This window comes from Microbacterium sp. NIBRBAC000506063 (assembly GCF_017968845.1).
Taxonomy (GTDB): domain Bacteria; phylum Actinomycetota; class Actinomycetes; order Actinomycetales; family Microbacteriaceae; genus Microbacterium.
This window is the reverse complement of record NZ_CP072876.1, coordinates 1,666,421-1,690,699: the sequence shown is the minus strand read 5'-3', so window position 1 is coordinate 1,690,699 and position 24,279 is coordinate 1,666,421. Positions and strand designations below refer to the sequence as shown.

General features: G+C 68.6%; 27 protein-coding genes and 3 pseudogenes. 1 reads left to right on the top strand and 29 read right to left on the bottom strand.

Going from position 1 to position 24,279, the window contains the following annotated elements; genetic code table 11:
• Window positions 1-114: 114 nt before the first annotated feature.
• The 25 genes and pseudogenes from KAE78_RS09665 to KAE78_RS09550 all read right to left on the bottom strand — a co-directional run bounded on the left by KAE78_RS09665 (window position 115) and on the right by KAE78_RS09550 (window position 19,356).
• Entirely contained in the window at window positions 115-567 is a 453-nt protein-coding gene (locus KAE78_RS09665) for a choice-of-anchor K domain-containing protein (protein WP_223170698.1), read from the bottom strand.
• A 1,221-nt stretch (window positions 568-1,788) separates the two neighbouring features.
• Window positions 1,789-2,085 (bottom strand): antitoxin, encoded by a 297-nt coding sequence (locus KAE78_RS09660; protein WP_223170697.1) that lies wholly within the window; start codon window positions 2,083-2,085, stop codon window positions 1,789-1,791.
• A 268-nt stretch (window positions 2,086-2,353) separates the two neighbouring features.
• Complete coding sequence (tuf, locus tag KAE78_RS09655) at window positions 2,354-3,544, bottom strand: elongation factor Tu (RefSeq protein ID WP_223170696.1); 1,191 nt, start codon at window positions 3,542-3,544, stop codon at window positions 2,354-2,356.
• 161 nt (window positions 3,545-3,705) lie between these two features.
• A complete protein-coding gene (fusA, locus tag KAE78_RS09650) occupies window positions 3,706-5,820 on the bottom strand; it encodes an elongation factor G (RefSeq protein ID WP_223170695.1) in 2,115 nt (704 codons plus the stop codon).
• A gap of 85 nt (window positions 5,821-5,905) precedes the next feature.
• Window positions 5,906-6,375 (bottom strand): annotated as a pseudogene (gene rpsG, locus KAE78_RS09645) (30S ribosomal protein S7).
• 5 nt (window positions 6,376-6,380) lie between these two features.
• Complete coding sequence (gene rpsL, locus KAE78_RS09640; protein WP_223170694.1) at window positions 6,381-6,749, bottom strand: 30S ribosomal protein S12; 369 nt, start codon at window positions 6,747-6,749, stop codon at window positions 6,381-6,383.
• Window positions 6,750-6,993: 244 nt separating this feature from the next.
• Window positions 6,994-7,410 (bottom strand): hypothetical protein, encoded by a 417-nt coding sequence (locus KAE78_RS09635; RefSeq protein ID WP_223170693.1) that lies wholly within the window; start codon window positions 7,408-7,410, stop codon window positions 6,994-6,996.
• A 112-nt stretch (window positions 7,411-7,522) separates the two neighbouring features.
• Complete coding sequence (locus KAE78_RS09630) at window positions 7,523-9,613, bottom strand: SCO7613 C-terminal domain-containing membrane protein (RefSeq protein ID WP_223170692.1); 2,091 nt, start codon at window positions 9,611-9,613, stop codon at window positions 7,523-7,525.
• A gap of 55 nt (window positions 9,614-9,668) precedes the next feature.
• On the bottom strand, window positions 9,669-9,920 hold the full coding sequence (locus KAE78_RS09625; RefSeq protein WP_223170691.1) for a hypothetical protein: 252 nt from the start codon (window positions 9,918-9,920) through the stop codon (window positions 9,669-9,671).
• Window positions 9,889-10,851 (bottom strand): hypothetical protein, encoded by a 963-nt coding sequence (locus KAE78_RS09620; protein WP_223170690.1) that lies wholly within the window; start codon window positions 10,849-10,851, stop codon window positions 9,889-9,891. Before KAE78_RS09620 ends, KAE78_RS09625 begins: the two co-directional genes overlap by 32 nt.
• Window positions 10,848-11,198, bottom strand: coding sequence for a hypothetical protein (locus tag KAE78_RS09615; protein WP_223170689.1), 351 nt, complete (start codon window positions 11,196-11,198; stop codon window positions 10,848-10,850). Before KAE78_RS09615 ends, KAE78_RS09620 begins: the two co-directional genes overlap by 4 nt.
• Complete coding sequence (locus tag KAE78_RS09610) at window positions 11,195-11,410, bottom strand: helix-turn-helix domain-containing protein (protein ID WP_223170688.1); 216 nt, start codon at window positions 11,408-11,410, stop codon at window positions 11,195-11,197. The genes KAE78_RS09615 and KAE78_RS09610 overlap by 4 nt, the downstream gene beginning before the upstream one ends.
• Window positions 11,410-11,886, bottom strand: coding sequence for a DUF2975 domain-containing protein (locus tag KAE78_RS09605; protein WP_223170687.1), 477 nt, complete (start codon window positions 11,884-11,886; stop codon window positions 11,410-11,412). Before KAE78_RS09605 ends, KAE78_RS09610 begins: the two co-directional genes overlap by 1 nt.
• Before the next feature lie 98 nt (window positions 11,887-11,984).
• Window positions 11,985-12,647, bottom strand: a complete 663-nt coding sequence (locus KAE78_RS09600) for a spermidine/putrescine ABC transporter substrate-binding protein (protein WP_223170686.1) — start codon at window positions 12,645-12,647, stop codon at window positions 11,985-11,987.
• 145 nt (window positions 12,648-12,792) lie between these two features.
• Window positions 12,793-13,251: a hypothetical protein gene (locus tag KAE78_RS09595; RefSeq protein ID WP_223170685.1), complete on the bottom strand. Its 459-nt coding sequence runs from the start codon at window positions 13,249-13,251 to the stop codon at window positions 12,793-12,795.
• A gap of 46 nt (window positions 13,252-13,297) precedes the next feature.
• Entirely contained in the window at window positions 13,298-14,209 is a 912-nt protein-coding gene (locus tag KAE78_RS09590) for an ABC transporter (protein WP_223170684.1), read from the bottom strand.
• 92 nt (window positions 14,210-14,301) lie between these two features.
• Complete coding sequence (locus KAE78_RS17735; protein ID WP_262927628.1) at window positions 14,302-14,424, bottom strand: hypothetical protein; 123 nt, start codon at window positions 14,422-14,424, stop codon at window positions 14,302-14,304.
• An 86-nt stretch (window positions 14,425-14,510) separates the two neighbouring features.
• On the bottom strand, window positions 14,511-15,149 hold the full coding sequence (locus KAE78_RS09585) for an HAAS signaling domain-containing protein (RefSeq protein ID WP_223170683.1): 639 nt from the start codon (window positions 15,147-15,149) through the stop codon (window positions 14,511-14,513).
• Between the two features lie 2 nt (window positions 15,150-15,151).
• Window positions 15,152-15,478: a PadR family transcriptional regulator gene (locus KAE78_RS09580; protein ID WP_223170682.1), complete on the bottom strand. Its 327-nt coding sequence runs from the start codon at window positions 15,476-15,478 to the stop codon at window positions 15,152-15,154.
• Between the two features lie 146 nt (window positions 15,479-15,624).
• Window positions 15,625-15,774 (bottom strand): hypothetical protein, encoded by a 150-nt coding sequence (locus tag KAE78_RS09575; protein ID WP_223170681.1) that lies wholly within the window; start codon window positions 15,772-15,774, stop codon window positions 15,625-15,627.
• Window positions 15,775-15,975: 201 nt separating this feature from the next.
• On the bottom strand, window positions 15,976-16,407 hold the full coding sequence (locus KAE78_RS09570) for a hypothetical protein (protein WP_223170680.1): 432 nt from the start codon (window positions 16,405-16,407) through the stop codon (window positions 15,976-15,978).
• 265 nt (window positions 16,408-16,672) lie between these two features.
• Window positions 16,673-16,891, bottom strand: coding sequence for a DUF3459 domain-containing protein (locus KAE78_RS09565; protein ID WP_223170679.1), 219 nt, complete (start codon window positions 16,889-16,891; stop codon window positions 16,673-16,675).
• A complete protein-coding gene (locus KAE78_RS09560) occupies window positions 16,852-17,244 on the bottom strand; it encodes an alpha-amylase family glycosyl hydrolase (protein ID WP_223170678.1) in 393 nt (130 codons plus the stop codon). Before KAE78_RS09560 ends, KAE78_RS09565 begins: the two co-directional genes overlap by 40 nt.
• Before the next feature lie 25 nt (window positions 17,245-17,269).
• Window positions 17,270-18,421: an alpha-amylase family glycosyl hydrolase gene (locus KAE78_RS09555; RefSeq protein ID WP_223170677.1), complete on the bottom strand. Its 1,152-nt coding sequence runs from the start codon at window positions 18,419-18,421 to the stop codon at window positions 17,270-17,272.
• Between the two features lie 227 nt (window positions 18,422-18,648).
• On the bottom strand, window positions 18,649-19,356 hold the full coding sequence (locus KAE78_RS09550; protein ID WP_223172520.1) for a hypothetical protein: 708 nt from the start codon (window positions 19,354-19,356) through the stop codon (window positions 18,649-18,651).
• A 36-nt stretch (window positions 19,357-19,392) separates the two neighbouring features.
• Between KAE78_RS09550 and KAE78_RS17730 the strand changes: the two genes are divergently transcribed.
• Window positions 19,393-19,683: a hypothetical protein gene (locus KAE78_RS17730; RefSeq protein ID WP_262927627.1), complete on the top strand. Its 291-nt coding sequence runs from the start codon at window positions 19,393-19,395 to the stop codon at window positions 19,681-19,683.
• 22 nt (window positions 19,684-19,705) lie between these two features.
• Here the strand turns inward: KAE78_RS17730 and KAE78_RS09545 are convergent, their stop codons facing one another.
• The 4 genes and pseudogenes from KAE78_RS09545 to KAE78_RS09530 all read right to left on the bottom strand — a co-directional run bounded on the left by KAE78_RS09545 (window position 19,706) and on the right by KAE78_RS09530 (window position 24,050).
• Window positions 19,706-20,167: an alpha-amylase family glycosyl hydrolase gene (locus KAE78_RS09545; RefSeq protein ID WP_262927626.1), complete on the bottom strand. Its 462-nt coding sequence runs from the start codon at window positions 20,165-20,167 to the stop codon at window positions 19,706-19,708.
• A 3-nt stretch (window positions 20,168-20,170) separates the two neighbouring features.
• Window positions 20,171-21,108 (bottom strand): annotated as a pseudogene (locus tag KAE78_RS09540) (sugar ABC transporter permease).
• A gap of 1 nt (window position 21,109) precedes the next feature.
• Window positions 21,110-22,718 (bottom strand): annotated as a pseudogene (locus tag KAE78_RS09535) (ABC transporter permease subunit).
• 81 nt (window positions 22,719-22,799) lie between these two features.
• Window positions 22,800-24,050: a maltose ABC transporter substrate-binding protein gene (locus KAE78_RS09530; RefSeq protein ID WP_223170676.1), complete on the bottom strand. Its 1,251-nt coding sequence runs from the start codon at window positions 24,048-24,050 to the stop codon at window positions 22,800-22,802.
• Between the last annotated feature and the right edge of the window lie 229 nt (window positions 24,051-24,279).

Below are 24,279 nucleotides of genomic sequence, written 5' to 3'. Positions count from 1 at the left end.
CCCGTGCCGTCGACACAGGCGACGCTCGTGAACGACCAGGGGCGGACTGGTCCGCCTCGGTGATCATGATCTGCTCGCCGGAGTTGTAGGAGCGGGTGACCGACTGGCCGTGCGTCAGGGAGAAGTTCTGGTCCCAGACCGAGCCGTCGAGGGTCGAGTCGCTCGTGAAGGAGAAGCTCTGCGCCGGGCGGTCCCGTAGGGCGAGGACACCACCTTCCGGACGGTCACGTTGCGGACCTGCTCGACCGAGGCCCACAGACAGCCGTAGGTGACCTGCGTCTCGACGGTCGAGAACTGGTTGACCGGCGTCACCCCGCCCGGAAGCGTCGCCGCGCACGTGTTGTTCGCTCCCGCGGCGGTGAAGCCGTGCACGACCATCGTGTAGGTGATCCCGTCGTGCGTGAACGTCTGGTTCGTCGTCTGGCTGAGGAAGTCGAGCAGATCGTTGTTGGCGACGTTCGTCGGAGGGGTGGCGTTGTTGGGCGTCTCATGCAGTCGCCACGGGAAGCTCATGTCCATGCCCATGAACTGGATGTTCATGGAGCCGCGGAACCACGAGTTCGTCACATACACGGGTTGTTGCTGTGCGCCATGCGACCGAGGTTGAAGGTGGTGCCCGTCTCGATGCTGGAGATCGCTCGGGCTGGAAGCCGAGTGCGGACTGGTTGCCCAGGTGCACACCGGACGTCGTGTTGCACGAGAGGAACTGGGACGAGGTTCCGTGCGCCGACCACGCGGTGTTGGTTCCGCCGGAGACCCAGCCGGATCGACCGTTGGTCCAGTGATTGGGCGAACCGGAGGTACCATTTTCGCCGCCGGTGGCGGTATTGGTCGCCGTACCGGTCGTGCCGCCGGCGTTATCGCCGTAGCGGATGCAGTCGCCGGCGACCGGGTTCGCGTTTCCCGTCGCCCCGACCAGCCGCTGTGTGCGGCCATCTGCGCCTGCGGGTTGGTGACGGTGATCGTGGCCGCGCTCGCGGGCGCTGCTGTGACCATCTCGATCGCGGCGAGGCCGCCGAACGCCATGAGACCTGCGGCGAACATCGACGTCCAACGCCGGATCCGGCCGTGCGGCTGAGTGCTCTTGAGCGCGCGCGAGCGCGTGTTTCCCCACATCAATTGTTCTCCCCCGAACAATCTGTCGCCGACCCACGGACGGATCGGCGCTCCCCACGTCAGAGCATAGCAGAACGTCGACCTTTGGCCAGACGATTCTATGTCTTTCGTCCAGTTTGCGACCTAGACGTTTGGGCAGGGCTCTCTGTGCCCGGATGCCGGAGGGACAGAACGGGTGGCGACGAGGGCTCGCCACCCGCCCTGCGCTTAGAACTGAGCGGCTGGCACTCGGTGCCGATGGCGAAGCGCGATCGGGCTCGCGCCGCTGACGAACAGCAGCATGCCCAGCACGACCAGCGCGCTCAGCGGACCGTTCCGCGTGAACGGCGACGTCGATGACGGCAGAGCCGCCCTGTCGACTGCTCCCCGCACACCCCGCGAAACGTCCATGTACTCCCCAAAATCCCTCAGAAGAGGGTTCCCAATGCCACGAAGTCCCTGTGCGAACGACTTCCCCAAGCTGAGCGCACGTCAGTGAACTGAACCGAACTTCGGGCTAGAGCGAACATAGGCCGACTCCTTCATCCCGTCAAGTGTTTTCCGCATCGCGCTCAACATTCCACAGACTGCATATATGTCCGGATCCGACTCTGCGCAGCGCGGAAGCCGCGCCGCACACGGCAGCGGCGACGCCCAGGAGGGAGCGTCGCCGCTGCGGACGGGCCGTCGTCGTCAGTCGTTTCCTATCGACTTGTCGATGTTATTGCGGATCTCCTCGATCCTGGCGGCCTGGTCCTCGCCGAGGACCTTCTTGGCGAAACCGGCGAGATTGTCCAGGACGTTGTCGCTGACGTCCTCGACCTTCTCGCTCTTGAGCGCCTCCTCGATCTTGTCCTTGTTCTGCTCGAAGAAGTCCTTGGCCTGCGCCAGGGCATCGGATGCCGAGTCCCCGAGCTTCTCCGAGTTCTCGGCGAAGAACGACTTCGCCTTCTCGAAGGCATCGGATGCCGCGTTGCTCTGATCCGTCATCGTGGTGACCCTCCAGGTCTCAGGGATGCCGGCGGTCGCCGACGCTCCCATTGTGCGGCCTGCGCCCTCGACGGGCAAGGCCCGCGAGTACGACAAAGGGCCGGACCCTGAGGTCCGACCCCTTTGCGGGAAAGTGATCTGGTTGAGGCGGCTTCTGCTCTTCGGTGGTTACCGAAAGGTTTCGACTCGGGCGCGCGAAGCGCGTCCTCGCTCAACCTGAGTCGCAGGCGTATCAACGCCGGCTATGCCGGCATTGATACGCCTCGACTCACTTGTTGATCTTGGTGACCGTACCGGCACCCACGGTGCGTCCACCCTCACGGATGGCGAAGCCGAGGCCCTCCTCCATGGCGATCGGCTGGATGAGCTCGACCGTCATGTCGGTGGTGTCGCCGGGCATGACCATCTCGGTGCCCTCGGGCAGCGTGATGACGCCGGTGACGTCGGTGGTACGGAAGTAGAACTGCGGGCGGTAGTTCGTGTAGAAGGGGTTGTGACGGCCACCCTCCTCCTTGGACAGGATGTACGCCGTGCCCTCGAAGTCGGTGTGCGGGGTCACAGAACCCGGAGCCACGATGACCTGGCCGCGCTCGACGTCCTCGCGCTTGGTGCCGCGGAGGAGAAGACCACAGTTCTCGCCGGCCCATGCCTCGTCGAGCTGCTTGTGGAACATCTCGATACCGGTGACGGTCGTCTTCTGCGTCGGGCGCAGACCCACGATCTCGACCTCGGAGTTGATGGCGAGGGTACCGCGCTCGGCGCGGCCGGTGACGACCGTTCCACGGCCGGTGATGGTGAAGACGTCCTCGACGGGCATGAGGAACGGCTTGTCGCGGTCACGCTCCGGGTCCGGAACGTGCTCGTCGACGGCCTCCATGAGCTCGAGGATCGAGTTGACCCACTTCTCGTCGCCCTCAAGCGCCTTCAGAGCCGAGACCTTGACGACCGGAGCGTCCTCGGAGAAGCCCTGGCTGGCGAGCAGCTCACGGACCTCGAGCTCGACGAGCTCCAGGATCTCCTCGTCGTCGACGGCGTCGGACTTGTTCAGCGCGACGAGCAGGTAGGGAACGCCGACCTGCTTGGCGAGCAGAACGTGCTCACGGGTCTGCGCCATGGGACCGTCGGTCGCGGCGACCACGAGGATCGCGCCGTCCATCTGGGCGGCACCGGTGATCATGTTCTTGACGTAGTCGGCGTGGCCGGGTGCGTCGACGTGCGCGTAGTGACGCTTCGGGGTCTCGTACTCGATGTGCGAGATGTTGATGGTGATACCACGCTGACGCTCTTCCGGAGCCGAGTCGATCGACGCGAAGTCGCGCTGCACGTTGGTGGCCGACGGGTACTTGTCGGCGAGCACCTTCGAGATCGCTGCCGACAGCGTCGTCTTGCCGTGGTCAACGTGACCGATCGTTCCGATGTTCACGTGCGGCTTGGTCCGCTCGAACTTGGCCTTAGCCACTAGGTCCTCCTCAGGACGGTCATGTAGAGGTGCCCGGGCACTGGATTGTGACCGGATCTCTACGGTTTGGTTCTCAGTTTAGTAGAGAGATTTCTTGCGATGCTGTGAAGTTGTAAGGATGCCGGCCGGTCCGGAGGCGGGCTCAGGACCGACCGACCGGGTCACTCGCCCTTGGTCTTCTGGACGATCTCGTCCGCGACGGCGCGAGGGACCTCGGAGTAGCTGTCGAACTCCATCGAGTAGACCGCACGACCCGAGGTCTTCGAGCGCAGGTCACCGATGTAGCCGAACATCTCCGACAGGGGCACCGAGGCGCGAACGACCTTCACGCCTGCGGCATCCTCCATCGACTGGATCTGCCCACGACGGGAGTTCAGGTCGCCGATGACGTCGCCCATGTACTCCTCGGGCGTACGGACCTCGACGGCCATGAGCGGCTCGAGCAGCACGGGACCGGCCTTGCGGACGGCCTCCTTGAAGCCCATCGAACCGGCGATCTTGAACGCCATCTCCGAGGAGTCGACGTCGTGCGCGGCACCGTCGAGCAGGGTCGCCTTGACACCCACGAGCGGGTAGCCGGCGAGCACGCCGACGTTCATGGCGTCCTGGAAACCGGCATCCACCGAGGGGATGTACTCACGGGGGATGCGGCCACCGGTGACCTTGTTCTCGAACTCGTAGGTCTTCTCGGCGGTGACGTCCAGCGGCTCCAGCGCGAACTGGATCTTCGCGAACTGACCCGAACCACCGGTCTGCTTCTTGTGCGTGTAGTCGTGCTTGTCGACCGTCTTGCGGATGGTCTCGCGGTAGGCCACCTGGGGCTTTCCGACGTTCGCCTCGACGCGGAACTCGCGCTTCATGCGGTCCACGAGGATGTCGAGGTGCAGCTCGCCCATGCCCTTGATGACCGTCTGGCCGGTCTCGACGTTCAGCTCGGTGCGGAACGTCGGGTCCTCCTCGGCGAGCTTCTGGATCGCCGTGCCGAGCTTCTCCTGGTCGGCCTTGGTCTTCGGCTCGATGGCGACCTCGATCACGGGCTCCGGGAAGGTCATCGACTCGAGGACGACCGGCTGGTTGATGTCGGCCAGGGTGTCACCGGTGGTGGTGTCCTTCAGACCGATGACCGCGTAGATGTTGCCGGCGGTCAGCTTGTCGACCGGGTTCTCCTTGTTGGCGTGCATCTGGAAGATCTTCCCGATGCGCTCCTTCTTGCCCTTGGTCGAGTTGATGACCTGCGAGCCGGACTCCAGCTCGCCCGAGTAGACGCGCACATAGGTGAGACGACCGAAGAAGGGGTGCACGGCGACCTTGAAGGCCAGCGCCGAGAAGGGGTCCTTCGCGTCGGGGTGACGCTCGATGACCTTCTCCTCGTCCTTGGGGTCGTGCGCCTCGATGGCGCCGACGTCCAGCGGGTTGGGGAGGAAGTCGACGACGGCGTCCAGCATCGGCTGCACACCGCGGTTCTTGAAGGCCGAGCCGCACAGGACCGGGTAGATCTCGTTGTTCACGACGAGCTTGCGAATCGCACCCTTGATCTCGGCGATCGTGAGCTCCTCGCCGCCGAAGAACTTCTCCAGAAGCTCCTCGTCGGTCTCGGCGACCGTCTCCAGCAGATGCTGGCGGTACTCCTCGGCCTTGTCCTTGAGGTCGGCGGGGATCTCCTGCACCTCGTAGGAGGCGCCCATCGTCACGTCACCCTTGGCGTCACCGGGCCACACCAGCGCACGCATCTCGATGAGGTCGACGACGCCGACGAAGTCGTTCTCGGCGCCGATCGGCAGCTGCAGCACGAGGGGCTTGGCGCCGAGGCGGTTGACGATGGTGTCGACGGTGAAGTAGAAGTCGGCGCCCAGCTTGTCCATCTTGTTGACGAAGCAGATGCGGGGCACGCCGTACTTGTCGGCCTGACGCCACACGGTCTCGGACTGGGGCTCCACGCCCTCCTTGCCGTCGAAGACTGCGACCGCACCGTCGAGCACGCGGAGCGAGCGCTCCACCTCGACCGTGAAGTCCACGTGGCCGGGGGTGTCGATGATGTTGATCTGGTTCTTGTTCCAGAAGCAGGTGACGGCGGCGGAGGTGATCGTGATGCCACGCTCCTTCTCCTGCTCCATCCAGTCGGTGGTCGAGGCGCCGTCGTGGGTCTCGCCCAGCTTGTGGTTCACGCCCGTGTAGAACAGGATGCGCTCGGTCGTGGTGGTCTTTCCAGCATCGATGTGCGCCATGATGCCGATGTTGCGGACCTTGCTCAGGTCGGTGAGCACGTCTTGTGCCACGGGCGTTTTCCTTTTCTCGAGAAGTCGTCGTGCGACAGGTCAGAGGGTGCCCGCCCGAGCCTGGTGGCCCGGGCGGGCGAAGCTGTTACCAGCGGTAGTGTGCGAACGCGCGGTTCGACTCGGCCATCTTGTGGGTGTCCTCGCGGCGCTTGACCGCGGCCCCCAGGCCGTTCGAGGCATCCAGGATCTCGTTCTGGAGGCGCTCGGTCATGGTCTTCTCACGACGACCCTTGGCGTAGCTGACGAGCCAGCGGAGGGCGAGCGTGTTGGCGCGGTGAGGCTTGACCTCGACCGGCACCTGGTAGGTCGAGCCGCCGACGCGGCGGCTGCGGACCTCAAGGGTGGGGCGCACGTTGTCGAGCGCCTTCTTGAGGGTGGCGACGGCATCCTGGCCGGACTTCGCCTCGACGCCACGGAGGGCGCCGTAGACGATCGACTCGGCGAGCGACTTCTTGCCGTCGACGAGGATCTTGTTGACCAGCGAGGTGACGATCGGAGCGCCGTAGACCGGGTCGTTGACGACGGGGCGCTTGGGGCGGGACCCTTACGAGGCATCTAACTCAACCCTTCTTCGCGCCGTAGCGGGAACGAGCCTGCTTACGGTTCTTGACGGCCTGGGTGTCCAGGGCACCGCGGACGATCTTGTAGCGCACACCGGGGAGGTCCTTCACACGACCGCCGCGGACGAGCACGAGCGAGTGCTCCTGCAGGTTGTGGCCCTCGCCGGGGATGTAGGCGGTGACCTCGGTGCCGTTGCGCAGCTTCACACGGGCGACCTTGCGCATCGCCGAGTTCGGCTTCTTCGGGGTGGTGGTGTACACACGGGTGCAGACACCGGCCTGCTGGGGGTTCGCCTTCAGGGCGGGCGCCTTGGTCTTGTTGACCTTGGGCTTGCGTCCCTTGCGAACCAACTGCTGAATGGTTGGCACGTTCTCTCCTTGTTGTGCTGCACGGTGACAGCATGATGGGTTTCACATCATGACCCGCCAGCGCAGCGGAATCACTGCGCTTTTCGATGGTGGGTATGCCGTGGGGGCGGAACCGATATGGGATCGGCGCCCTGCACCTGGGCACGCCAAGACGTGCACAGACTTGATCAAGTGTAATGCCGCGTCACATTCGCGGTCAAATGCCCTCGCGCATCCAAGGGATGAAGGGGCCTATCAGACGCGGCTACCCCCAGCGCACCCCATCGTGCCCGCAGAAGACGGTGATCGCCGCATCCGCCTCGGCGCAGGCGCCGTCGACGAGCAGTCGGTCGCCCAGAGGCTCACTCAGCGAGACCGTCACCGGAACGGCATCGTTGCCCTGGCAGTTGTAGGCCCCGGAGGGCAGAGGCTCGACATCGATCCTCACGATCACACGATCGTTCTCATAGGAGACCTGCGGCACGTGCACATCGCCCGTCTCCCCGTTGGCGCAGCCCAGCCGCGTCACGAGGACCTCGAGCTCGGTGGTGCTCGCCGTGACGGATGCCGCGTCGCGCAGTTCCCAGGTCGCGATGTCTCCACGGGCGGCGCTCCCGCAACCGGCAAGCATCAGCACCGACGCGACGGCGATCACCCCGAGACCCTTCCGCATGCGCTTCATGCTATCCCTCCGAGACGACGCCCCTCGCCGAGAGCGCGGAGAACGTTGCGCGAGCGCCGGGAAGAACGTTTCCTGCGTTCTCGCGGCTGCACGGCGGCGAGCACGCTGTCGCTCATCGCAGATCGCGCACGCGGGCGACGACCCCCTTCTCGGCTCCCTCGCGGCGCTCCCCCGCCACGGCGATGATCAACAGCACCGCGCCCATGAGCGCCAGCGTGATCCACCACGGCATGGCCTCGATGTTCCGGCCGAGCTGCACGGAGAACACGAAGACGTTCTCGATCGGCAGGACCACCAGTCCGATGAGGAAGGGAGCCGCGAGCCGCCGGGAAGCGCCGACCAGGATGGCGGCGAGCGCCAGGACCATGACCAGGATGGCGCGCCAGGTGAGGGGATCGGTGAAGGTGGCCACGATCGACGCCGAGACCGTCACCACGATCCCGGGTGCCAGCAGCGCCCAGGAGCCGCCCCAGCCGTGCGGCCAGGCGCCGAGGCGCCGCTCGGCCGGCGCAGCGCCCGCCCGGTTCGCGGCGCGCAGGCCGATCGCTCCGGCGAGCAGCAGGAAGGCGCCCATCGGCAGGGAGAACCACTCCACCCGCAGATCGCGCGGGCTCCAGGCGACGACGCCGGTCACGAAGGCGACGCCGAAGAGGAACCAGACCGGGGGGAGCGAAGTCCGGCGACGGGATGCGGCGATCACGACGACGACGAGCGCGACGATCATGAGCGTCCACATCGCCCAGATCACCGGCCAGTCGCGCTCGATCGCCGGCCACACGCCGACCGCGAGCGCGAGGACGGCCGGAGCCGTCAGCCAGCGCGAGCCGGACGCTTCCTCCGTCGAGCCCGCCCGTGCCCCGCGGACGACGGCGGCCGCCGATGCGAGGACGAGTGCGGACAGGACGCTGATCGCGAGGCACGCCAGGAACACCGCGAACGGCTCGGCGCCGGGAGGGGGCGTGTCCGCTCCGACTCCCCAGCGCACGGCCTGGATCGTGCCGGCGGGCGCGGCGATCCCGGCGGCGAGCGCGGTCGGGACCCGCAGCGCCTGCAGGCGCCGCAGCCTGGCGGTCTCGCCCCGTCCGAGCAGCGCGGCGGCCGCAGCGAGAACACCGCCCGCGGCGAGCAGCCCGTACGCCCGCCAGGGGACGGCACCCGAACCCTCCGACTCGGCCACGAGCACGACGAGGGGAACGATCGCGACGACCAGCGCGGCGGTGAAGAGCGCCGCCGCACGCACCCCGCGCAGAGTGAGGAACACGCCGACGAGCGCGGCCCCGAGCGTCGGAGGGAGCAGATAGGCCTCCGGCAGCTCCACACCGGCGAGCCACCAGAGCGACCAGAGCGCCCCTGTGAACGAAGCGCCGGCGAGCACCCAGCCGTAGCGGCGGTCGGCGACGAGCGCGGTCAGCACGGCGCCGATGCCGAGGATGAGGAGCACGAGACAGGCGACTCCCGGTCCCGCCGCCTCGCGCGTGAACGCCAGGGCCACCGCGATGACCGCCGTCAGCAGCGAGGAGGCCTCGATCGCCACGCGGGCCGCATCCGCCATCCGTGTGCTCCGACCACGGGCGACGAGGGCGTCGCGGATCAGGATGCCACTGGGGAGCACGAGCGCGATGACGACGGCGATGACCGGCAGCACGACCGGCGAGCCGCTCATCGGCAGGAGCTGCGCGCCGAGGCAGACGAGCACGACGGCGAGGGTCGGCACGAGCATCCCCGCCGCGAGCGTGCGCACGGCTCCGGTCAGGCCTGGGCGGCGGGTCAACAGGAGCGACAGCGCGAGGAGGAACATCAGCCCGGTCGACAGCGCCGTCCAGCCGCTGCGCTCGAACACGACCTGCACGACGCCGATCGCGAAGGGAACCGTGGCCACCAGGAGCACCGCCTGCCAGTTGCGGGCCCCGATCGCGGGGAGGAAGGTGACCGCGATCGCCCCGATGAGGCCAGCGGAGGCCGTCAGGCACAGCTGCGCGATGCCGTCGATACCGGCCAGCGACAGCGCCGTGGCCAGCACGAGGAGCGCGTAGCCGTATCCGGCGCCGACGTGCACGAACCTCCTGCCGTGCCGAACCGCCTGCGCGAGCGCCCAGAGCGCGGCGAGCACGCCGAGTCCGGCCAGCGGCATGATCTGACGGTCGCCCCACGCGAGCACGACGGCGACGGCGAGCGCGAGATGTCCGCCGATGAGCACGAGCATCCGGACGGGAGCCGATCCACCCGCACCCGCCACAGCACCGCGCCGATCCCCGCCGTCATCCCGAGGGCCAGCACGATGCTCGCCACCCGGGGAGCACGCCGCCGGAGACGAGCACCAGCGCGGCGGCCGACAGATAGATCGCCGCGCACACGCGGACGACGCCGAGGAGCGGACGGATGCCGGCACGACGCCGTGCGACGACCCCGAAGCCGAGGAGGCCGGCACCGGTGACCGCGAGGGCGGCGACCGCGGACCAGGTTCCCGGTACGGACCAGTCATCGGCCATCGGGTCGATGAGCGTGCTCATGAGCACGACGCCGGTGAACAGACCGATCATGAGCGAAGGCACGCTGACGGCCGCGAGCGCGATCAGAGCACCGACGGCGAGGGGCGCCGGGGCGCGCCCGGCGGGAGGGGCACGAGAGCACAGACGAGGAAGGCGAGGGCGGCTCCCCCGCTCGCCAGGGCGAAGTGTCCTTCGAACCCCGCCCGAACACGGGCGCGACGGCCCGGGCGGCGATCGCACCGGCGGCCACCGTGAGGACGCCGGCGATCACGGCCCACGTGCGCGGGAGGAGATGCCGGGCGGCGAGGACGGCGTTGCCGGCGAGAAGCGCGAGGATGAGCGCCGAGGGCAGCGCCTCGCCACCCGGAAGGACGGCTCCGACGGCCGAGGCCGTCGCCAGCAGCTGCAGCGCGGTGAGCGTGACGACCTCTGCGCGCAGGCGAGCCGGTCCGGCATCCGACTTCTCCGCGAACCTCGCCGACAGCCGCGGGGTCCATGCGCACAGCCCCGTCGCGGCGAAGGCCGACAGCGCGAACCCGAGTGCCGTGGCGAAGCCGCCCGGGACGGCGAGCCCGAGCATCCCGGGAACCGCGGCGAGCCCGAGCAGAGCCGCCCACAACCAGATCCGGATGCGGGCGCGCAGCGCCGCGAACAGCATGACGGTCCCGACGACGGCCGTGCCGAGCGCCGCGGACGCCCAGGGGTGGAGCGCCGTCGCGTGCTGGGAGAGGGAATGGACGTCCAGACCGAGGAAAACGAGCCCGAGCCCTCCGACAGCCTCCGCCGAGAACTGCAGACGCCGGCGTGCGAGCGCCCATGCCCCGGCGAGGAACACGAGCGTGACGACGGCGATCACGATGCTGCGCAGCGTCCGGTCGGTCAGGTCGGGGTTGAAGAAGGCGAACACGATCGCCGCGACGGCGAAGAGCGCGGCGCCGGCCGTCGCGATCACCGACTGCAGGGTCGCTCCTGCGCGCGCCGGCGGCGGGCCGCCGAGGCCGCGACGGCGACGGATGCGGCAGGCTGGGCGGCGGGCTGGACTGCAGACGATGCCCGGACTGTGTGCGGCACAGCGGCACGGGCGAGATGCGCCGCCCGCAGGAGGCGCTCCCGCTCCCGCAGTGCGCGCGCTGCGGCCGTCGACGCGTCCAGTACGTCACGCCCCGCCGTGCCGCTCAGGTCGACCCCGCAGGCCAGGCAGTGTCCCTGATCGAGCGCGGCCTCGGCGCAGACGGGGCAGCGCCCGGTGTCCAGGACGAAGTCGGCGGCCTGGACGGTCCAGTCGATGCCGGCGGTCATTCGCCCTCCTCCGGGATCCAGCGCAGAACGTCGCCCGGCTGGCAGTCGAGCACACGGCAGATCGCGTCCAGCGTCGTGAAGCGCACGGCCTTGGCGCGTCCGTTCTTGAGCACCGCGACGTTCGCGGGGGTGATGCCGATCGCGTCGGCGAAGTCCTGCACGCTCATCTTGCGACGCGCGAGCATCACGTCGAGGTCGATGACGATGGGCATCAGACGACCTCGGAGAGGTCCTGCTCGAGCTGCAGCGCCTTGCGCAGGAGCCCCCTCAGCACGACAACCAGCAGGGCGATGCCGACGGCCACGGTCATCCCGAGGAGCGCGAGGATCGCGATGGAGGGGTTCATGGCGTCCGCGACGTTGAGCACGACGAAGGCGCCGGCGATCAGGGCCGCCGCGGCGAGCATCGTGGCGAAGATGATGTCGACCCAGCGGAAGGCCGCGGGGCTGAAGATCCGGTCGGCGCGCACGAGCGTCAGCAGGCGGAAGACGCACAGCAGCACGATCTGGACGAGCACGAGGAACACGATGCCGCCGATCACGCCGGGAAGCTCCAGGTGCGCGAGATCGGGGTTGCGCTCCGCGACGCCGGCTGCGACTCCGGGAAGCATGAACGCCTGGCTGCAGAGCAGAAGGACGAGCATCACGACGATCAGCGCTTTGAGCGCGAGAATGATTCGAGGGTGCATCGAGTTCCTATCGATAGACGGTCGATACCTATCGAAAAACGATAGTAGTCGCATCGATGGTGCTCAAGCCGTGTCGACGACTCCCGGCATTCCCCCAGCTATTCGCGCGGCCCCGGGTGCCCGTCGGGATCGAACGGAGAGTCCAAGGCCTCGGTCAGCTCGGCGAGCATCGCCTCGATCTGCGGCTCGACGTACTGCGAGATCGCCGCCTGCACCTCCAGCCGGTGCCGCAGCAGGTGTCCGCAGATCTCCCGGCCCACCAGGTTCGCGTACTCGTCGGCGAGCGCCACCTCCTGCCGGAGTGCGGCCTTGGCCTCTTCGCTCAGCGGCGGCAGCGGCGGCAGCTCCTCGGCCGCCTCATCGGCCAGGCCCGAGATCGTGAACAGGAACGGCGATCCCGGAACGGGCTCGGGATCCAGCGGCAGCCCCTCGAACTCCGGCTCCAGGTCCTCGGCGGGCCGATAGCTGCGCGCACGGTTGCGGTCCGCCTGCTGATCGAGCTCGGCCTGCAGCATCGGCAGGTTCCGCGCGGTGTACTCCGCGACCGCGTGGTCGACGATCTTCTTGATGCGGGTGGAGAGCCCGTGCTGCACGCCGTGCGGCACATCCGAACCGATGCCCGCGGCCGACAGGATCGGTGAGCCGAGGCACCTCCGGCACGGTGAGACCCGCCCACGGTGCGTGGCCGGTACCCAGCGGGGAATCCACCGCAGCCAGGCGGCGACGGCCTGGTCCACCTGTGTCTCCAGAGAGCGCTCCACCCCTCCAGAGTACGGGGACGGATGCCGCGGCGCCCCGCGGACGCGCGTGCGGCATCCGACTGCCCGACTCCTCGGCACCTGTTGCCGCACCGATCCCATCGATACCGGCAACGACTGCCCAGGACTTCACGAGCCGGATGCCACATCAGTCCTCGTCGTCGGCACGGCGCTCCCAGGGCCACTGCGGCCCGGTCGAGCGGGTGCGCCGCAGCGCCACGCCGCCCCAGGCGGCCACTGCGGCGGCGAGCAGGAGCACCAGACTGAACCCGCCGCGGACCAGATCACCCGCGACGGTCGTGGCCACCAGCAGCCCCGAACCCGTGACCAGCAGCACCAGCCACAGCACGAACAGGTGCGCCAGCGGCGTCGCGAGCGCCGTGATCAGGACCGGCGTGAACGACGGGCGGGCAGGCCGGACGGTCGTCCACAGCGTGCCCGAGAACGCCGCCACCGCCGCACCCATCGCCAGCACGCCCGGCGCCTGACCGAGCCCGGGCACGGCGATCACATCGGTGTCGGTGTAGTAGCTCAGTGCGCCGAGCCCCATGATCGCGAGCGCGAAGAACAGCACGGTCGCGAGGACGACCGCCAGAAACGGCGACACCCCGCGGGCGGCTGCCCGTGGGGGTGAGGCGCGGTGGCGTTCGTGATTACCTCGACAGAGTCGGGCCGGCTTCGAGCGTGCGCTCGTACTCGCGCTGCGCCTCGGCGTTGAGCTCCTCCTTGCGGGCACCGATGCGCGAGGCCCAGGCGCCGAACCAGATCGTGACCTCACGGCCGAAGAGGGCGGCGGCGATGGCGAGCGGGGCGAACAGCTCGCCCTGGACGAGCGCCCAGCCCTGCGAGGCGGTCAGCAGCCAGAACGGCGCCTCGAACAGCTGGCCGAGGATGTGTCCGCCGTAGGCGAAGAAGCCGACGACGAGGCCGAAGATCACCCAGCCGGCCCAGCGGCCGCGGTTGATGATCGCACCCAGCAGCCAGAAGCCGATGAAGAAGAGGACGACCGGGATCCAGAAGCCCCAGGTCTGCACCTCGGCGAGCGCCGCGGTGCCGATGTTCGCCCAGGACACGTCGCCGGAGATCGCGCCGAAGCCGAGCCCGGCGGCCAGGTAGAGCACGCCGAAGACGACGGTCGCGACGAGACCGATGAGGCCCGCGGTGCCGCGGTTGCCGTGCGGGCGGGGCGGTTCGGGCGCCTGCACGAAGATCGGCTGCGGCTGCGGTGCCGGTGCGGGCGCCGGCTCGGAGACGGGCTCTGAGGGCAGCACCTGCGTCTCGGCGACGACGACGGGCTCCTCGGCGATCACGGTCGTCTCGGCATCCGAGGCGGGCACGTCGTCGGAGGGCGCGTCTGCGGCATCCGAGGGCTCGGCGGAGAAGGTTCCGGGGTGCTCGCGCTCGGCGGCCTCGAAGGCGGCGACGTCGGGGTCGACGGCATCCGCCGCCGTCTCGGGAGCGTTCGCCGCGGCCTCGGCTTCGGCCAGGGCCTCGTTGGCGCTGTCGACGACGTCGTTCACATCGGCCGGCTTGTCTTCGGACTCAGGAACTTCGGGGTCACTCATGGGTGCTCCTCAGGTGAATGGTGTGCAGTGCAGAGACTACCGGCGCGGAGCGCCGGCACCGGTGAGCCATGCCGCTGTGTCGCCGTGCCCCGTCACGGATCGAGCGAGCGCAGGGTGTCGCCGATGTACTCGACCACCGAGGGCCCCAAGGGCGCGGCGAGGGAGAGCAGCCCGCCGATCACGACGACGCAGAGCAGACCGACGGTCCAGCTCACGAACCGGTTGCGTCCTCCCACACGTGCCGCCATGCTCACACCGTACGACCACCCGGATCACGGCGCGGGCGAGGCGCGCCCGATGCTCAGCGATCGGATGCCGGCGAGCGCCCCCTCATGCGCCAGAGCAGCCAGAGACCGGACAGCGGGACGAGAAGGAAGCCCAGCAGGATCAGGCCCATCCAGATCAGGTCGTACCAGGCCGGCATCAACGGCGACACCTCATCGGGCGTGGTTCCCGTGCCGGTGACGGTGACCGACGTGATGGTCCACATGCCCATCGCCAGCAGCGCCGAGATCGATGCGGCCACCAGCGGCACGACGATCGCCATGACCTTCTCGCCGGTGCGCCACATCGTGCTCAGGCACACCAGCACCGCTCCGACGACCCAGCCCAGGAAAGGCAGCACGACACCGCCGAAGCTGAGTGTCAGCGCGGCGGCGATCGCGAAGCCCCGCGTGCTCGTCGCCGGGGGTCCCGCGGGGACCGGAGCGGGGGCGAGGACAGGGACGGCGCCCTCTTGCTGCGCCTCGCGCGCAATGTCGACGGGGTCTCCGAGCTGCGCGATGCGCGCCGCGGCCGCCGCCGCATCCAACCCCTCGAGCTCCTCGGCGATTCCCGCGCGGATCTCGCCGGCGATGCCGTGGGGGACGCCGCGCATCGCGGCGTCGAGACGCGCCAGGTAGTCGTCCCTCAGCTGGGCGCCGGTCGTCTGCGTGGTCATGGTCATTCCTCTCCCACCATGCCCGTGACGGTACGGGCGAAGGGTGTCCATTGTGCGCGGAACTGCGCGAGCTGCTCTCTGCCGTATGCCGTGAGCTCGTAGTACTTGCGCACCGGCCCGCTCTCGGAGGGCCGGTCGAAGGTCGACACCCACCCGTTGTCGCGCAGGCGCCCGAGCAGCGGGTAGAGCGTGCCGATGCTGGCGATGAGCCCGGTGCCCGTGAGGGCGTCGGCGAGCTGCCAGCCGTACATCGGCTCGCGCGCGAGGAGCCCGAGCACGCAGTACTCGACCACTCCCCTGCGCATCTGCGCTCCGACATCCGGTGTCATGCCGTACAAGGTAGCATGCTTCGCACGCTACCGGAACACCCGGCACCGAACCCCACGCTGCCGCCGAACCCCCACGCTATCTGCGCTCATCCCGTGGTGGTTCGGCGGGATCGTGGGGGTTCGGCGAAACCGGGCGCCGGAGGTCGTCAGCGCCAGCCGAGACGGACGGCGACGGCATCCGCGGCCCGCGAGGGGAACTCCGGCCAGTCGGGCTCGAGCTCCCGGAGCAGCGCGAAGAGCGCCCGGGCCGCCGCCTCGGGCTCCTGCGCGATCGCGGCGGCGATGCGCCCGCCCACTCCGGGAAGTCCTGCTCGAAGCGGCGGACCGGATCGATCGTGTCGCGCACCGTCGTCGAACGCTCGGCGAAGCGCCCCGGACGGCGCGTACGAGGTGCTGCACCGCCCACTGCTGGATGAACGCCGCACCGTTCAGCACCTCGCCGCGGCGCACCCGACCGACCCCGATCAGGAGCTTGACGAGCACGAGGCGCGCATCGTTCACGGGGTCGAAGGAGTCGGCGGATGCCGCGCGCTCCCGCCCCGCGCGACGAGCGCCGCCGTCGTCCCGGCCGCGTCGTCGACGGCCACGGTCGCATCGTTCACGACGGCACCGGCGAGCTCCGCGGCATCCGAGAAGGCGAACTCGAACACGTGCCCGTCGTCGTAGACGCAGGCGAAGCCGATCTCGCCCTCGCGCGCGGTGAGCACCAGGCGCTCCTGATCGGGGAGCCAGGAGAGATCCGGGCGAATGTCGCGACCCCTGCCCTCCTCGATCAGCGCGAAGAAGTCGTGATCCGACCACTCGTCGCGGCGGGCGCGGGCATCGTCGGACGCCGAGCCCAGCAGGACGAGGCCGATGAGCCCTTCGCGGCCGCGCACGCCCTCGGCGAGTCCACGACTGAGCCGCTCATACTGCTCAGGCGAGACCATCTGGCGCCCCTCTCCCTGCGTCGAGTGCGCTGCTTGTCGTCGAGCGCACCGGTCTCCGACGGCGAATACGCGGTGCACCCGACGAGATGTGGTGCACTCGCGGATCAGGATCCGGGAAGGCCGCGACATCATGACCGCGGGACCGCGACGCCCGGCAGCGCCCAGACTGCGAAAGTGGGTCCCTCGGCCGACAGCAGCACGGAGCCGTCGGATGCCGCACCCAGCGTCGCCTCGCCGAACAGCGCCTCCGCGCGGTCCGCTCCCGTCAGCAGCCCGCCGGCACCTCGGCGTCGACGCCGGCCCGGGTCGCGAGGACGAGGAGGGTCTCGGCATCCGATTCCCGGACGAACGCGACGGTCTCGTCGTCGACGTGCACCCAGCGCATGCCGCCGGTGCCGAGCACGGGGTGCTCTCGACGCAGCGCGATGAGGTCGCGGTAGAGCGTCAGGCGCTCGGCGGTCTGCGCCTCGGTCTCGGTCCCCACGGGATTGGCGTGCGGCTGGCCTCGCCGTCGCCGCCGGTGGCGCCGAACTCGTCGCCGGCGAAGACCACCGGCACGCCCGGCATCGTCATCGACAGGCCCACGGCGAGCGGGATCGTGCCCGGCGCGGCGTTGGTCGCGAAGCGTCCGGTGTCGTGGGTGTCCAGCGGCTGCATGTTGCCCAGGCGCACCCGCCACGGGATGCTCCCGGTGAAACGCACGACGACGGCGGCGAACTCGGCGGCCGTGTACCGCGGGATGCCGCCGATCGGCTGCCCGAAGAACCAGGGCTCGGTCTTCTCCTCGCCCTCGCCGGTGAACCAGGGCTCGCCGGTGGGCTCGGACAGCCACCCCACAGCGGACGCGTGAACGAGGGGTAGGTCATCGCACCGTGCCAGCCGTCGCCCTGCAGGTCGCTGGCGGCGTCGTTGGTCGACTCCCCAGCAGAATCGCCTCGGGGTTGATCCGCAGCATCGTCTCGCGGAAGAGCTGGCGCACCTCCTCGTTCAGGTCGACGTCGCCCAGACGCCCGGTCATGTTGGCCACGTCGATGCGCCAGCCGTCGGCGTTGTAAGGCGGCTTCAGCCATTTCGCGACCACCGAGTCGTCGCCGGAGATGAAGCGCTCGCGCAGTTCCGCGGACCCCCAGTTGAACTTCGGCAGCGTGGGCGTTCCCAGCCAGCTCTCGTACTGCGTGTTCTGGTCGTCGGTGAAGTAGTAGTAGCTCTCCGTCTCGGCGCCGGGGGTGCCGAGCGCCTGCTGGAACCACTCGTGCCGGTCGCCGGAGTGGTTGCTCGTGAGGTCGCCGATGACCCGGATGCCGCGGGCATGCGCCTCCTCGATGAGGCGCGCGTAAGCCTCATCGCCGCCGAGCAACGGATCGACCCGGTCGAAGCTCGAGGCGTCGTAGCGGTGGTTGGAGGCGGCGGGGAAGATCGGCGTGAGGTAGAGGAGGTTCACGCCGAGCTCGACCAGGTGGTCGAGCTTCTCGATGATCCCGGGGAGGTCGCCGCCGTAGAACTGCTGCGAACGGCCGGGCATGACCGCGTCGACGGGGTCCGACCACTCCGCCGGGATCGCCCACTCCGGCGCCTCGTGCTCGTCGGCCTGGGCCGAGCGCGCGAAGCGGTCCGGGAACACCTGGTACATCACGGCCTCGTTCAGCCACGCGGGCGGGGCGGGGTAGGCGACGAGGGCGAAGTCCTCGGCATCGAGGGTCTCGAGGCGGTGCAGACCTGTCTGGTTCAGCCACTCGACCGTGCCGTCGGTGTGCTGGAGCACGAAGCGGTAGCCGTGGCGGCGGTTGCGCACCGTGACCGGCGCCTCCCACCAGTCCCAGCCACCGGATGCACCCATCGGCCGCGCCTCGGTCCACTCCGGCTCGTGGTCGGGGTTGGAGCGGGTGCGGACCGCCGCGAGCGGGCCGTAGCCGGAGGGCACGCGCAGGCGCACGGTGACCACGTCGCCGAGGGCGGGCGCCTGGTTCGAGACGTACAGCGGCGAGCCGTCGTGGTGAGGGAGCAGAAGAGTCATGGCATTGTCCTTTCGGGGTGCGGCGGCAACCCGCCGCGGATACGACGTGGTTGCACAGCGTGCGCCATGACAGAGCCCTTAAGTTGTGCCTCAATTCTGCGCTCGTGCTGCGCACGAGCGCAACTCGGTCGCCCTCTCCCGGTCGCTCCGCGAGCCGAAGGCGGGTCGAAGGCGAGTCGAAACGTGACAGGACGGATGCGCGAAGAGATGTCACGGCGTCCTTGCCCTCACGTTTCGACTCGGTCGGGCTTCGCCCGTCCTCGCTCAACGACCGGGGGTGGCGGGGGCCAGCGCGTGGAGATGGATCGCGATCGCCGAGCGGCCCGGGACGTCGAAGGTCGCCGAACCGTCCTCGACGGTGATCGTCGCGCCGAGGCAGGCGTCCTCCCGGCGCCACCCGCGATCACATCGCAATATGCCCCGTCCGGCATACTCGTCGGGATCACGAGCGTTTCGGCGGCGCGGCCGACGTTCACGGCGAGGATGCCGCGCCTTTCGCGCTCGAAGCCGTAGGCGTCGCCCTCTTCGACTCCGGCGAGGCGCGGCGCGTCACCGACCGCGACCCGGAAGTCGAGCATCCCGGTGATCACCGGCCAAGACTGCACGCAGGTGCGCTCACCCTCGACGAAGACCGTCGTCGCGTCGGGCTGTCCGCGGTCGGCGGCATCGGCGCACGAGGCCTGTGACACGCGGCCGTCGGCATCCGTCGGCGCCCCGGCATCCCGGTCGGTGAACGCATACCCGGAGTACACGACCGGAGTGCCGTAGTCGTCGGCGAGCAGGAGCGCGTTGGCGATCGCGTAGAGATCCGGCTGGCGGTAGGTGACTCTGGCCTCACCACGCTCGGTGTCGTGGTTGTCGACGAAGACGATCGCGCTTTCGGCGGGTACATGGAGGGGACGACTGCCGGCATCCGTCGCGGGTGCTCCCCACACCCCGACTGCAGCGGCATCGCGAGGTCCCGCGCATAGGTGAACTCGAAGACCTCGCCGAAGGCGGTGTACTCCTCGGGGAGCACGGGCTCGCCGCCGCCGCGGATGACCTCGCTCATGATGCGCGTGCCGTCCGGCAACTCCGCCACGATCGCGGCGACGTCGTCGGCCGCCATGTGCTTGGCCGCATCGATCCGGAATCCGGCGACGCCCAGCGACAGCAGATCCTCCAGGTGGGCGACGATCGTCCCGCGCACCCGCGGCGACGCCGTATCGAGGTCGGCGAGGTTCACCAGCTCGCAGGTCTGCACCTGCTCGCGCGAACGGTAGTCCTCGATGTCGTCGTGGGTGGTCAGCCCGCAGTGGTGGAAGTCGTCGTGGCCGTACAGCCCCGGGTACTCGTAGTGCTCATAGGGCGATCCCGCCAGCCGATGCCGGGATCGTTCTGCCCGGTCATGTGGTTGATCACGGCGTCCGCGATGATGTCGACGCCGACGTCCGCGCAGCGCGAGACCATCTCGGCGAACTCCTCGCGCGTGCCCAGACGTGACTCGACCAGGTAGCTCACCGGCTGGTACGACACCCACCACGGCTCCCCGGTGATGTGCTCCTGGGGAGGAGAGGTCAGCACCCAGGAGAAGCCCGCCGGCGCGAGCGTCTGCTCGCATTCCGCGGCGATCGAGAGCCAGGGCAGCTGGAAGAGTTGGATGCCGGCATCCGAGTCCGCGAGTTCGCGAGCATGACCGTCGGATGCCGCCGAGCACCCCGTCAGCGCGAGCGCGGCGATGATCGCGAACGCTGCCAGGCGGCGCATCCGCTACTTCACGCTGCCTGCGGTCAGACCTCCGACGATGTACCGCTGCAGCGCGAGGAACAGCGCGACCGGCAGGATGGCGGCGAGCACCGCGCCCGCGGCGAACACGCTCCAGTTCTTGGAGAACTCGTCGGAGACGAACTTGTACAGGCCCACGGCGAGCGTCTGCTTGTCGGGGTCGATGAGGATGACGCTGGCGAGCACGAACTCGCTCGAGGTGCCGATGAAGCTGAGCAGACCGACGACGGCGAGGATCGGTGCGACCAGGCGCAGGATGATCGTGAAGAAGATGCGCGCGTGACCGGCACCGTCGATCTTGGCCGCCTCGTCGATCGATGCGGGCACGGTGTTGAAGAACCCGTACATGAGGTAGGTGTTCGCCCCAGGGCGCCGCCGAGGTAGACCATGATGAGACCGACTCGGGAGTTGAGACCGAGCGCGGGGAAGATGTCGCCGATGGCCACCAACAGCAGGAAGATCGCCACCATCGCCAGCATCTGCGGGAACATCTGCACGACCAGGAGCGCGGTGAGGCTGAAGCGGCGACCGGTGAAGCGCATCCGCGAGAACGAGTAGGCGGCCAGCGCCCCGAGGATCACCGTGCCGATCGCAGTGACCACGCCGATGACGAGCGTGTTCATGAACCAGGCGCCGTAGGGATGCCGCGGGGTGGTGAACAGCGTCATGTAGCTCTCGAAGCTGAAGTTCGAGAACAGCGAGTTCGCCGTCAGCAAGGTGCCGCCCGGATTCAGCGACGCCGAGAAGATGTACAGCAGCGGGAGGAGCGCGAATGCTCCCACGGCGATGCCGACGAGGTGGCGCCACCCGGTCTCGCGGAAATACCTCTTGAACGGCCGGCGCGGCTCCTGGGTGGCGCCCGGTGTGCCCGCGCCTCCGGTGACGATCGCCGAGGTGGTCTGCAGTGCCTGTGAGGTGGTCATCTCAGTTCAGCTCCTCGAGTGCCTTGGTCTGTCGGAAGGCGATCACCGAGATCGTCGCGACGAGGAAGAAGATGATGATCGAGAAGGCGGCCGCGAGACCGTAGTCGGAGGACGATCCGACGAAGGCCACCTTGTAGACCATCGTGATGAGGATGTCGGTGGCACCGACGTTCACGCCAGCGGTCACATCTCGGGGCCACCGCCGGTGAGCATGTAGATGAGACTGAAGTTGTTGAAGTTGAACGCGAACGAGGCGATCAGCAGCGGCGCGACCGAGACCAGCAGCAGCGGCAGCTTGATCGAGCGGAACACCTGCCAGGCACTGGCGCCGTCGACGCGGGCCGCCTCCTGGACATCGTCCGGGATGGCCTGCAACGCGCCCGTACAGATGAGGAACATGTACGGGAAGCCGAGCCAGAGGTTCACCAGGATGATGCTGAACTTCGCCAGCCACTCGTTCGTGAGCCAGGGGATGTTCACACCCCCAGGAGCACCTCGTTGATGAATCCGAACTCCTGATTCATCATGCCCGCCCACACCAGCGCCGAGAGGAACCCGGGGAAGGCGTAGGGGAGGATCATGACCACCCGGTAGTACTTCTTGGACTTCATCCGCGGGTCGTTGAACACGATCGCGATGAACAGACCCAGCGCGAAGCAGGTGAACACCGAGAGGCCCGCGAAGACGAAGGTCCACACGAGCACCGAGAAGAAGGGGCCGCGGATGGACTGCTCCGAGAAGGCGCGGACGAAGTTGTCGAAACCGACGTTGATCCGCCAGCCCGGCATGAGCTCGGTGCCGTCGGTGGCGGTGAAGGCTCCGGTGCCGATGTCGGAGTAGACGACGCCGGTGCGCGTATCGGTCATCGTCGAGGCGGCCTCGTCGTAGACGAGCTTGGAGTCGTAGACGAACGCCATCGAACCGTCGGGGGTGCGCAGCGCCCCGTCGTTGGGGTCGTCGCTGATCGGCACCGCCATCGCGGCGATCTCACCCTGGTTCGCGAGGATGTCGGCGAAGGCGAAGGAGGAGTGTCCGGGGACGCTCACGGCCTTGCCGCCGCTCATCTCGGCGTTGGTGACGGGTTCGAGTGGCCGCTCCTCGCCACCGATGAAGACGTTGCCGTCGCGGTCGGTGACCAGGAACGAGAGCTGCCCGAGCTGCTCGACGACCGTGAGCTGGTAGGCGGAGGAGTCGGGCACGCGCTCCTGGGCCGAGAGCATGAGCGCGTGGACGGCATCCGACTTCGTGCTGTTGTGACCGGTGCCGTAGTTGGTGAAGGCGATGTATCCGGTGAACATCGCCGCGAAGATCTGGAAGACGAAGAGGAAGATGAGCCCCGGGATGAGGTACTTCGCCGGGAGCTTGCCGCGGCTGAAGTACACCCAGTTCGCCAGCGCCGTGACCACGAAGACGACGATCGCGGCGACCCACTGGCGGCTCTGCAGCAGCACGAGGATCGAGTAGAGCGCAAGGGCGTCGATGATGCCGAGCGAGACGATCTTGACGAGCAGGACCTTCCACCCGCCGCCGGCCGCCTCGGCCATCCGCGCCGCCTGGCGCTGCCGCTTCGTCGGCGCCGCCTGGACCTCGCGGTCATTCACTGTCGTCATTCGCCATGCCTCGCTCACTCGTCGTTGAGGACAAGGGTGAGGCGGCATCGCGCGGATGCCGCCTCACCGCGTGTTCGCAGGTTACTGCGTCGCCCCCGCGACGTCTGCTGCCATCTTCTGCCACAGCCCGACCGGGTCGTCGCTGCCGTTGATGATCGCGGCCTCGGTCACGCCCCAGTACTGCCACACGGCACCCATCTCGGGGATGGAGGGCATCGGCACGGCATTGGCTCCGACCTCACCGAAACCGGCGGTGATGGGGTCGCCGGCCACTGCCGAGGTGAACGCGGCGCTGAGCGCCGGGGCGCGGCCGCCGACCTCGTAGAGCGCGGTCTGCACCTCTTCGCTGCCGACGTAGTTCAGCAGGAACTCGTTCGCGGCGAGACGGTTCTCGCTGCGGGCGCTGAGGAAGAAGCCCTGCACACCGGCGAAGGGCTGCGCGTCCTGGCCACCGGCCGAGGGGATGGGGTCGACCGCGATGTTGAGTCCGGCATCCAGTGCCGCCGGGACGTTCCAGGGACCGGTGAGGAAGAACGGGGCGTTGCCGTCGACGAAGTTCTCGCGGGCGAGGTCGCCGTTGATGTTCGTGTTGAGCACGCCCGCGGCGCCCTGCTCGGCGAGCCACTCGGCGAAGGCCTCGCCGCCGGCGTTGCCGATCTGGAGGTCGGATGCGTCATAGCTGCCGTCGGCGGCGGTGCCGAAGACGGGAGCGCCGAACGAGGTCTGGAACGGGTAGAGGTGGTAGGGGTCGGCGGCTTCGGGGTCGAGGCCGACGAGGAAGGAGTACCGCGTCCCCGCGGCCTCACCCTTGGCGATCATGTCGTCGTAGTCGGTCGGCGCCTCGGAGACCAGGTCGGTGTTGCGCAGCAGCGCGATGCTCTCGATCGCGTACGGAACACCGTAGTTCTGGCCGTCGTAGTTGAACGCGTCGAGGGCGACCTGCTCGAACTCTCCGGCGCGGTCACCGAGTTCGACGGGGGCGACGACGCCGTTGGTGACGAGCTCGCCGAGCCAGTCGTGCGCGCCGACGGCCACGTCGGGGCCTTCTCCGGTGGGGACCTGCTGCACGAGCTGGTCGCGGATCTCGCCGAACTCCTTCTGCACGAGCGTGACCTGGACACCGGTCGCGTTGGTGAAGTCGTCAGCGGCGGCCTCCAGGACGCCCGCTCGGTCGGCGTCGACCCAGACGGTGATCTCGCCCGAGTATTCGACGGGCGGGTCGCTGGGCTCTGCGGGGGTGGGGTCGCCACCGCCGGCGCAGCCGGCCAGGGTGAGCGATGAAATGGCTGCGATAGCCCCGAGCGCAAGGATGCCTCGCTTGTTCACCTTCATTGGTGTGCCTCTCTCAAGTGCTGTGGGTGACGATCGACCCTGCGGCTCCCACCGCTGCGTGCCCATCGTCGCCTGCGAACTGCAAGCGCTTACAGTATGCACGCCATCCACCCTTCTGCGCAATGCCTGGAACAGCCGAGATCAACCTGTAATACAAGGAGTGTCGGATGCCGCACCCTCTGGAAACGCTTCCACGACTGCCGACTTCCCTCCCCTGGGTACACTGTCG

Bases quoted from the DNA above. Each gene is read 5' to 3' on its own strand.
- KAE78_RS09660 (WP_223170697.1), bottom strand. From the start codon at position 2,085: ATGACGGATCAGAGCAACGCGGCATCCGATGCCTTCGAGAAGGCGAAG.
- KAE78_RS09635 (WP_223170693.1), bottom strand. From the start codon at position 7,410: ATGAAGCGCATGCGGAAGGGTCTCGGGGTGATCGCCGTCGCGTCGGTG.
- KAE78_RS09630 (WP_223170692.1), bottom strand. From the start codon at position 9,613: ATGCTCGTGCTCATCGGCGGACATCTCGCGCTCGCCGTCGCCGTCGTG.
- KAE78_RS09625 (WP_223170691.1), bottom strand. From the start codon at position 9,920: ATGAGCACGCTCATCGACCCGATGGCCGATGACTGGTCCGTACCGGGA.
- KAE78_RS09615 (WP_223170689.1), bottom strand. From the start codon at position 11,198: ATGACCGCCGGCATCGACTGGACCGTCCAGGCCGCCGACTTCGTCCTG.
- KAE78_RS09610 (WP_223170688.1), bottom strand. From the start codon at position 11,410: ATGCCCATCGTCATCGACCTCGACGTGATGCTCGCGCGTCGCAAGATG.
- KAE78_RS09605 (WP_223170687.1), bottom strand. From the start codon at position 11,886: ATGCACCCTCGAATCATTCTCGCGCTCAAAGCGCTGATCGTCGTGATG.
- KAE78_RS09590 (WP_223170684.1), bottom strand. From the start codon at position 14,209: ATGAGTGACCCCGAAGTTCCTGAGTCCGAAGACAAGCCGGCCGATGTG.
- KAE78_RS09585 (WP_223170683.1), bottom strand. From the start codon at position 15,149: ATGACCACGCAGACGACCGGCGCCCAGCTGAGGGACGACTACCTGGCG.
- KAE78_RS09580 (WP_223170682.1), bottom strand. From the start codon at position 15,478: ATGACACCGGATGTCGGAGCGCAGATGCGCAGGGGAGTGGTCGAGTAC.
- KAE78_RS09570 (WP_223170680.1), bottom strand. From the start codon at position 16,407: ATGGTCTCGCCTGAGCAGTATGAGCGGCTCAGTCGTGGACTCGCCGAG.
- KAE78_RS09555 (WP_223170677.1), bottom strand. From the start codon at position 18,421: ATGACTCTTCTGCTCCCTCACCACGACGGCTCGCCGCTGTACGTCTCG.
- KAE78_RS09545 (WP_262927626.1), bottom strand. From the start codon at position 20,167: ATGCGCCGCCTGGCAGCGTTCGCGATCATCGCCGCGCTCGCGCTGACG.
- KAE78_RS09530 (WP_223170676.1), bottom strand. From the start codon at position 24,050: ATGAAGGTGAACAAGCGAGGCATCCTTGCGCTCGGGGCTATCGCAGCC.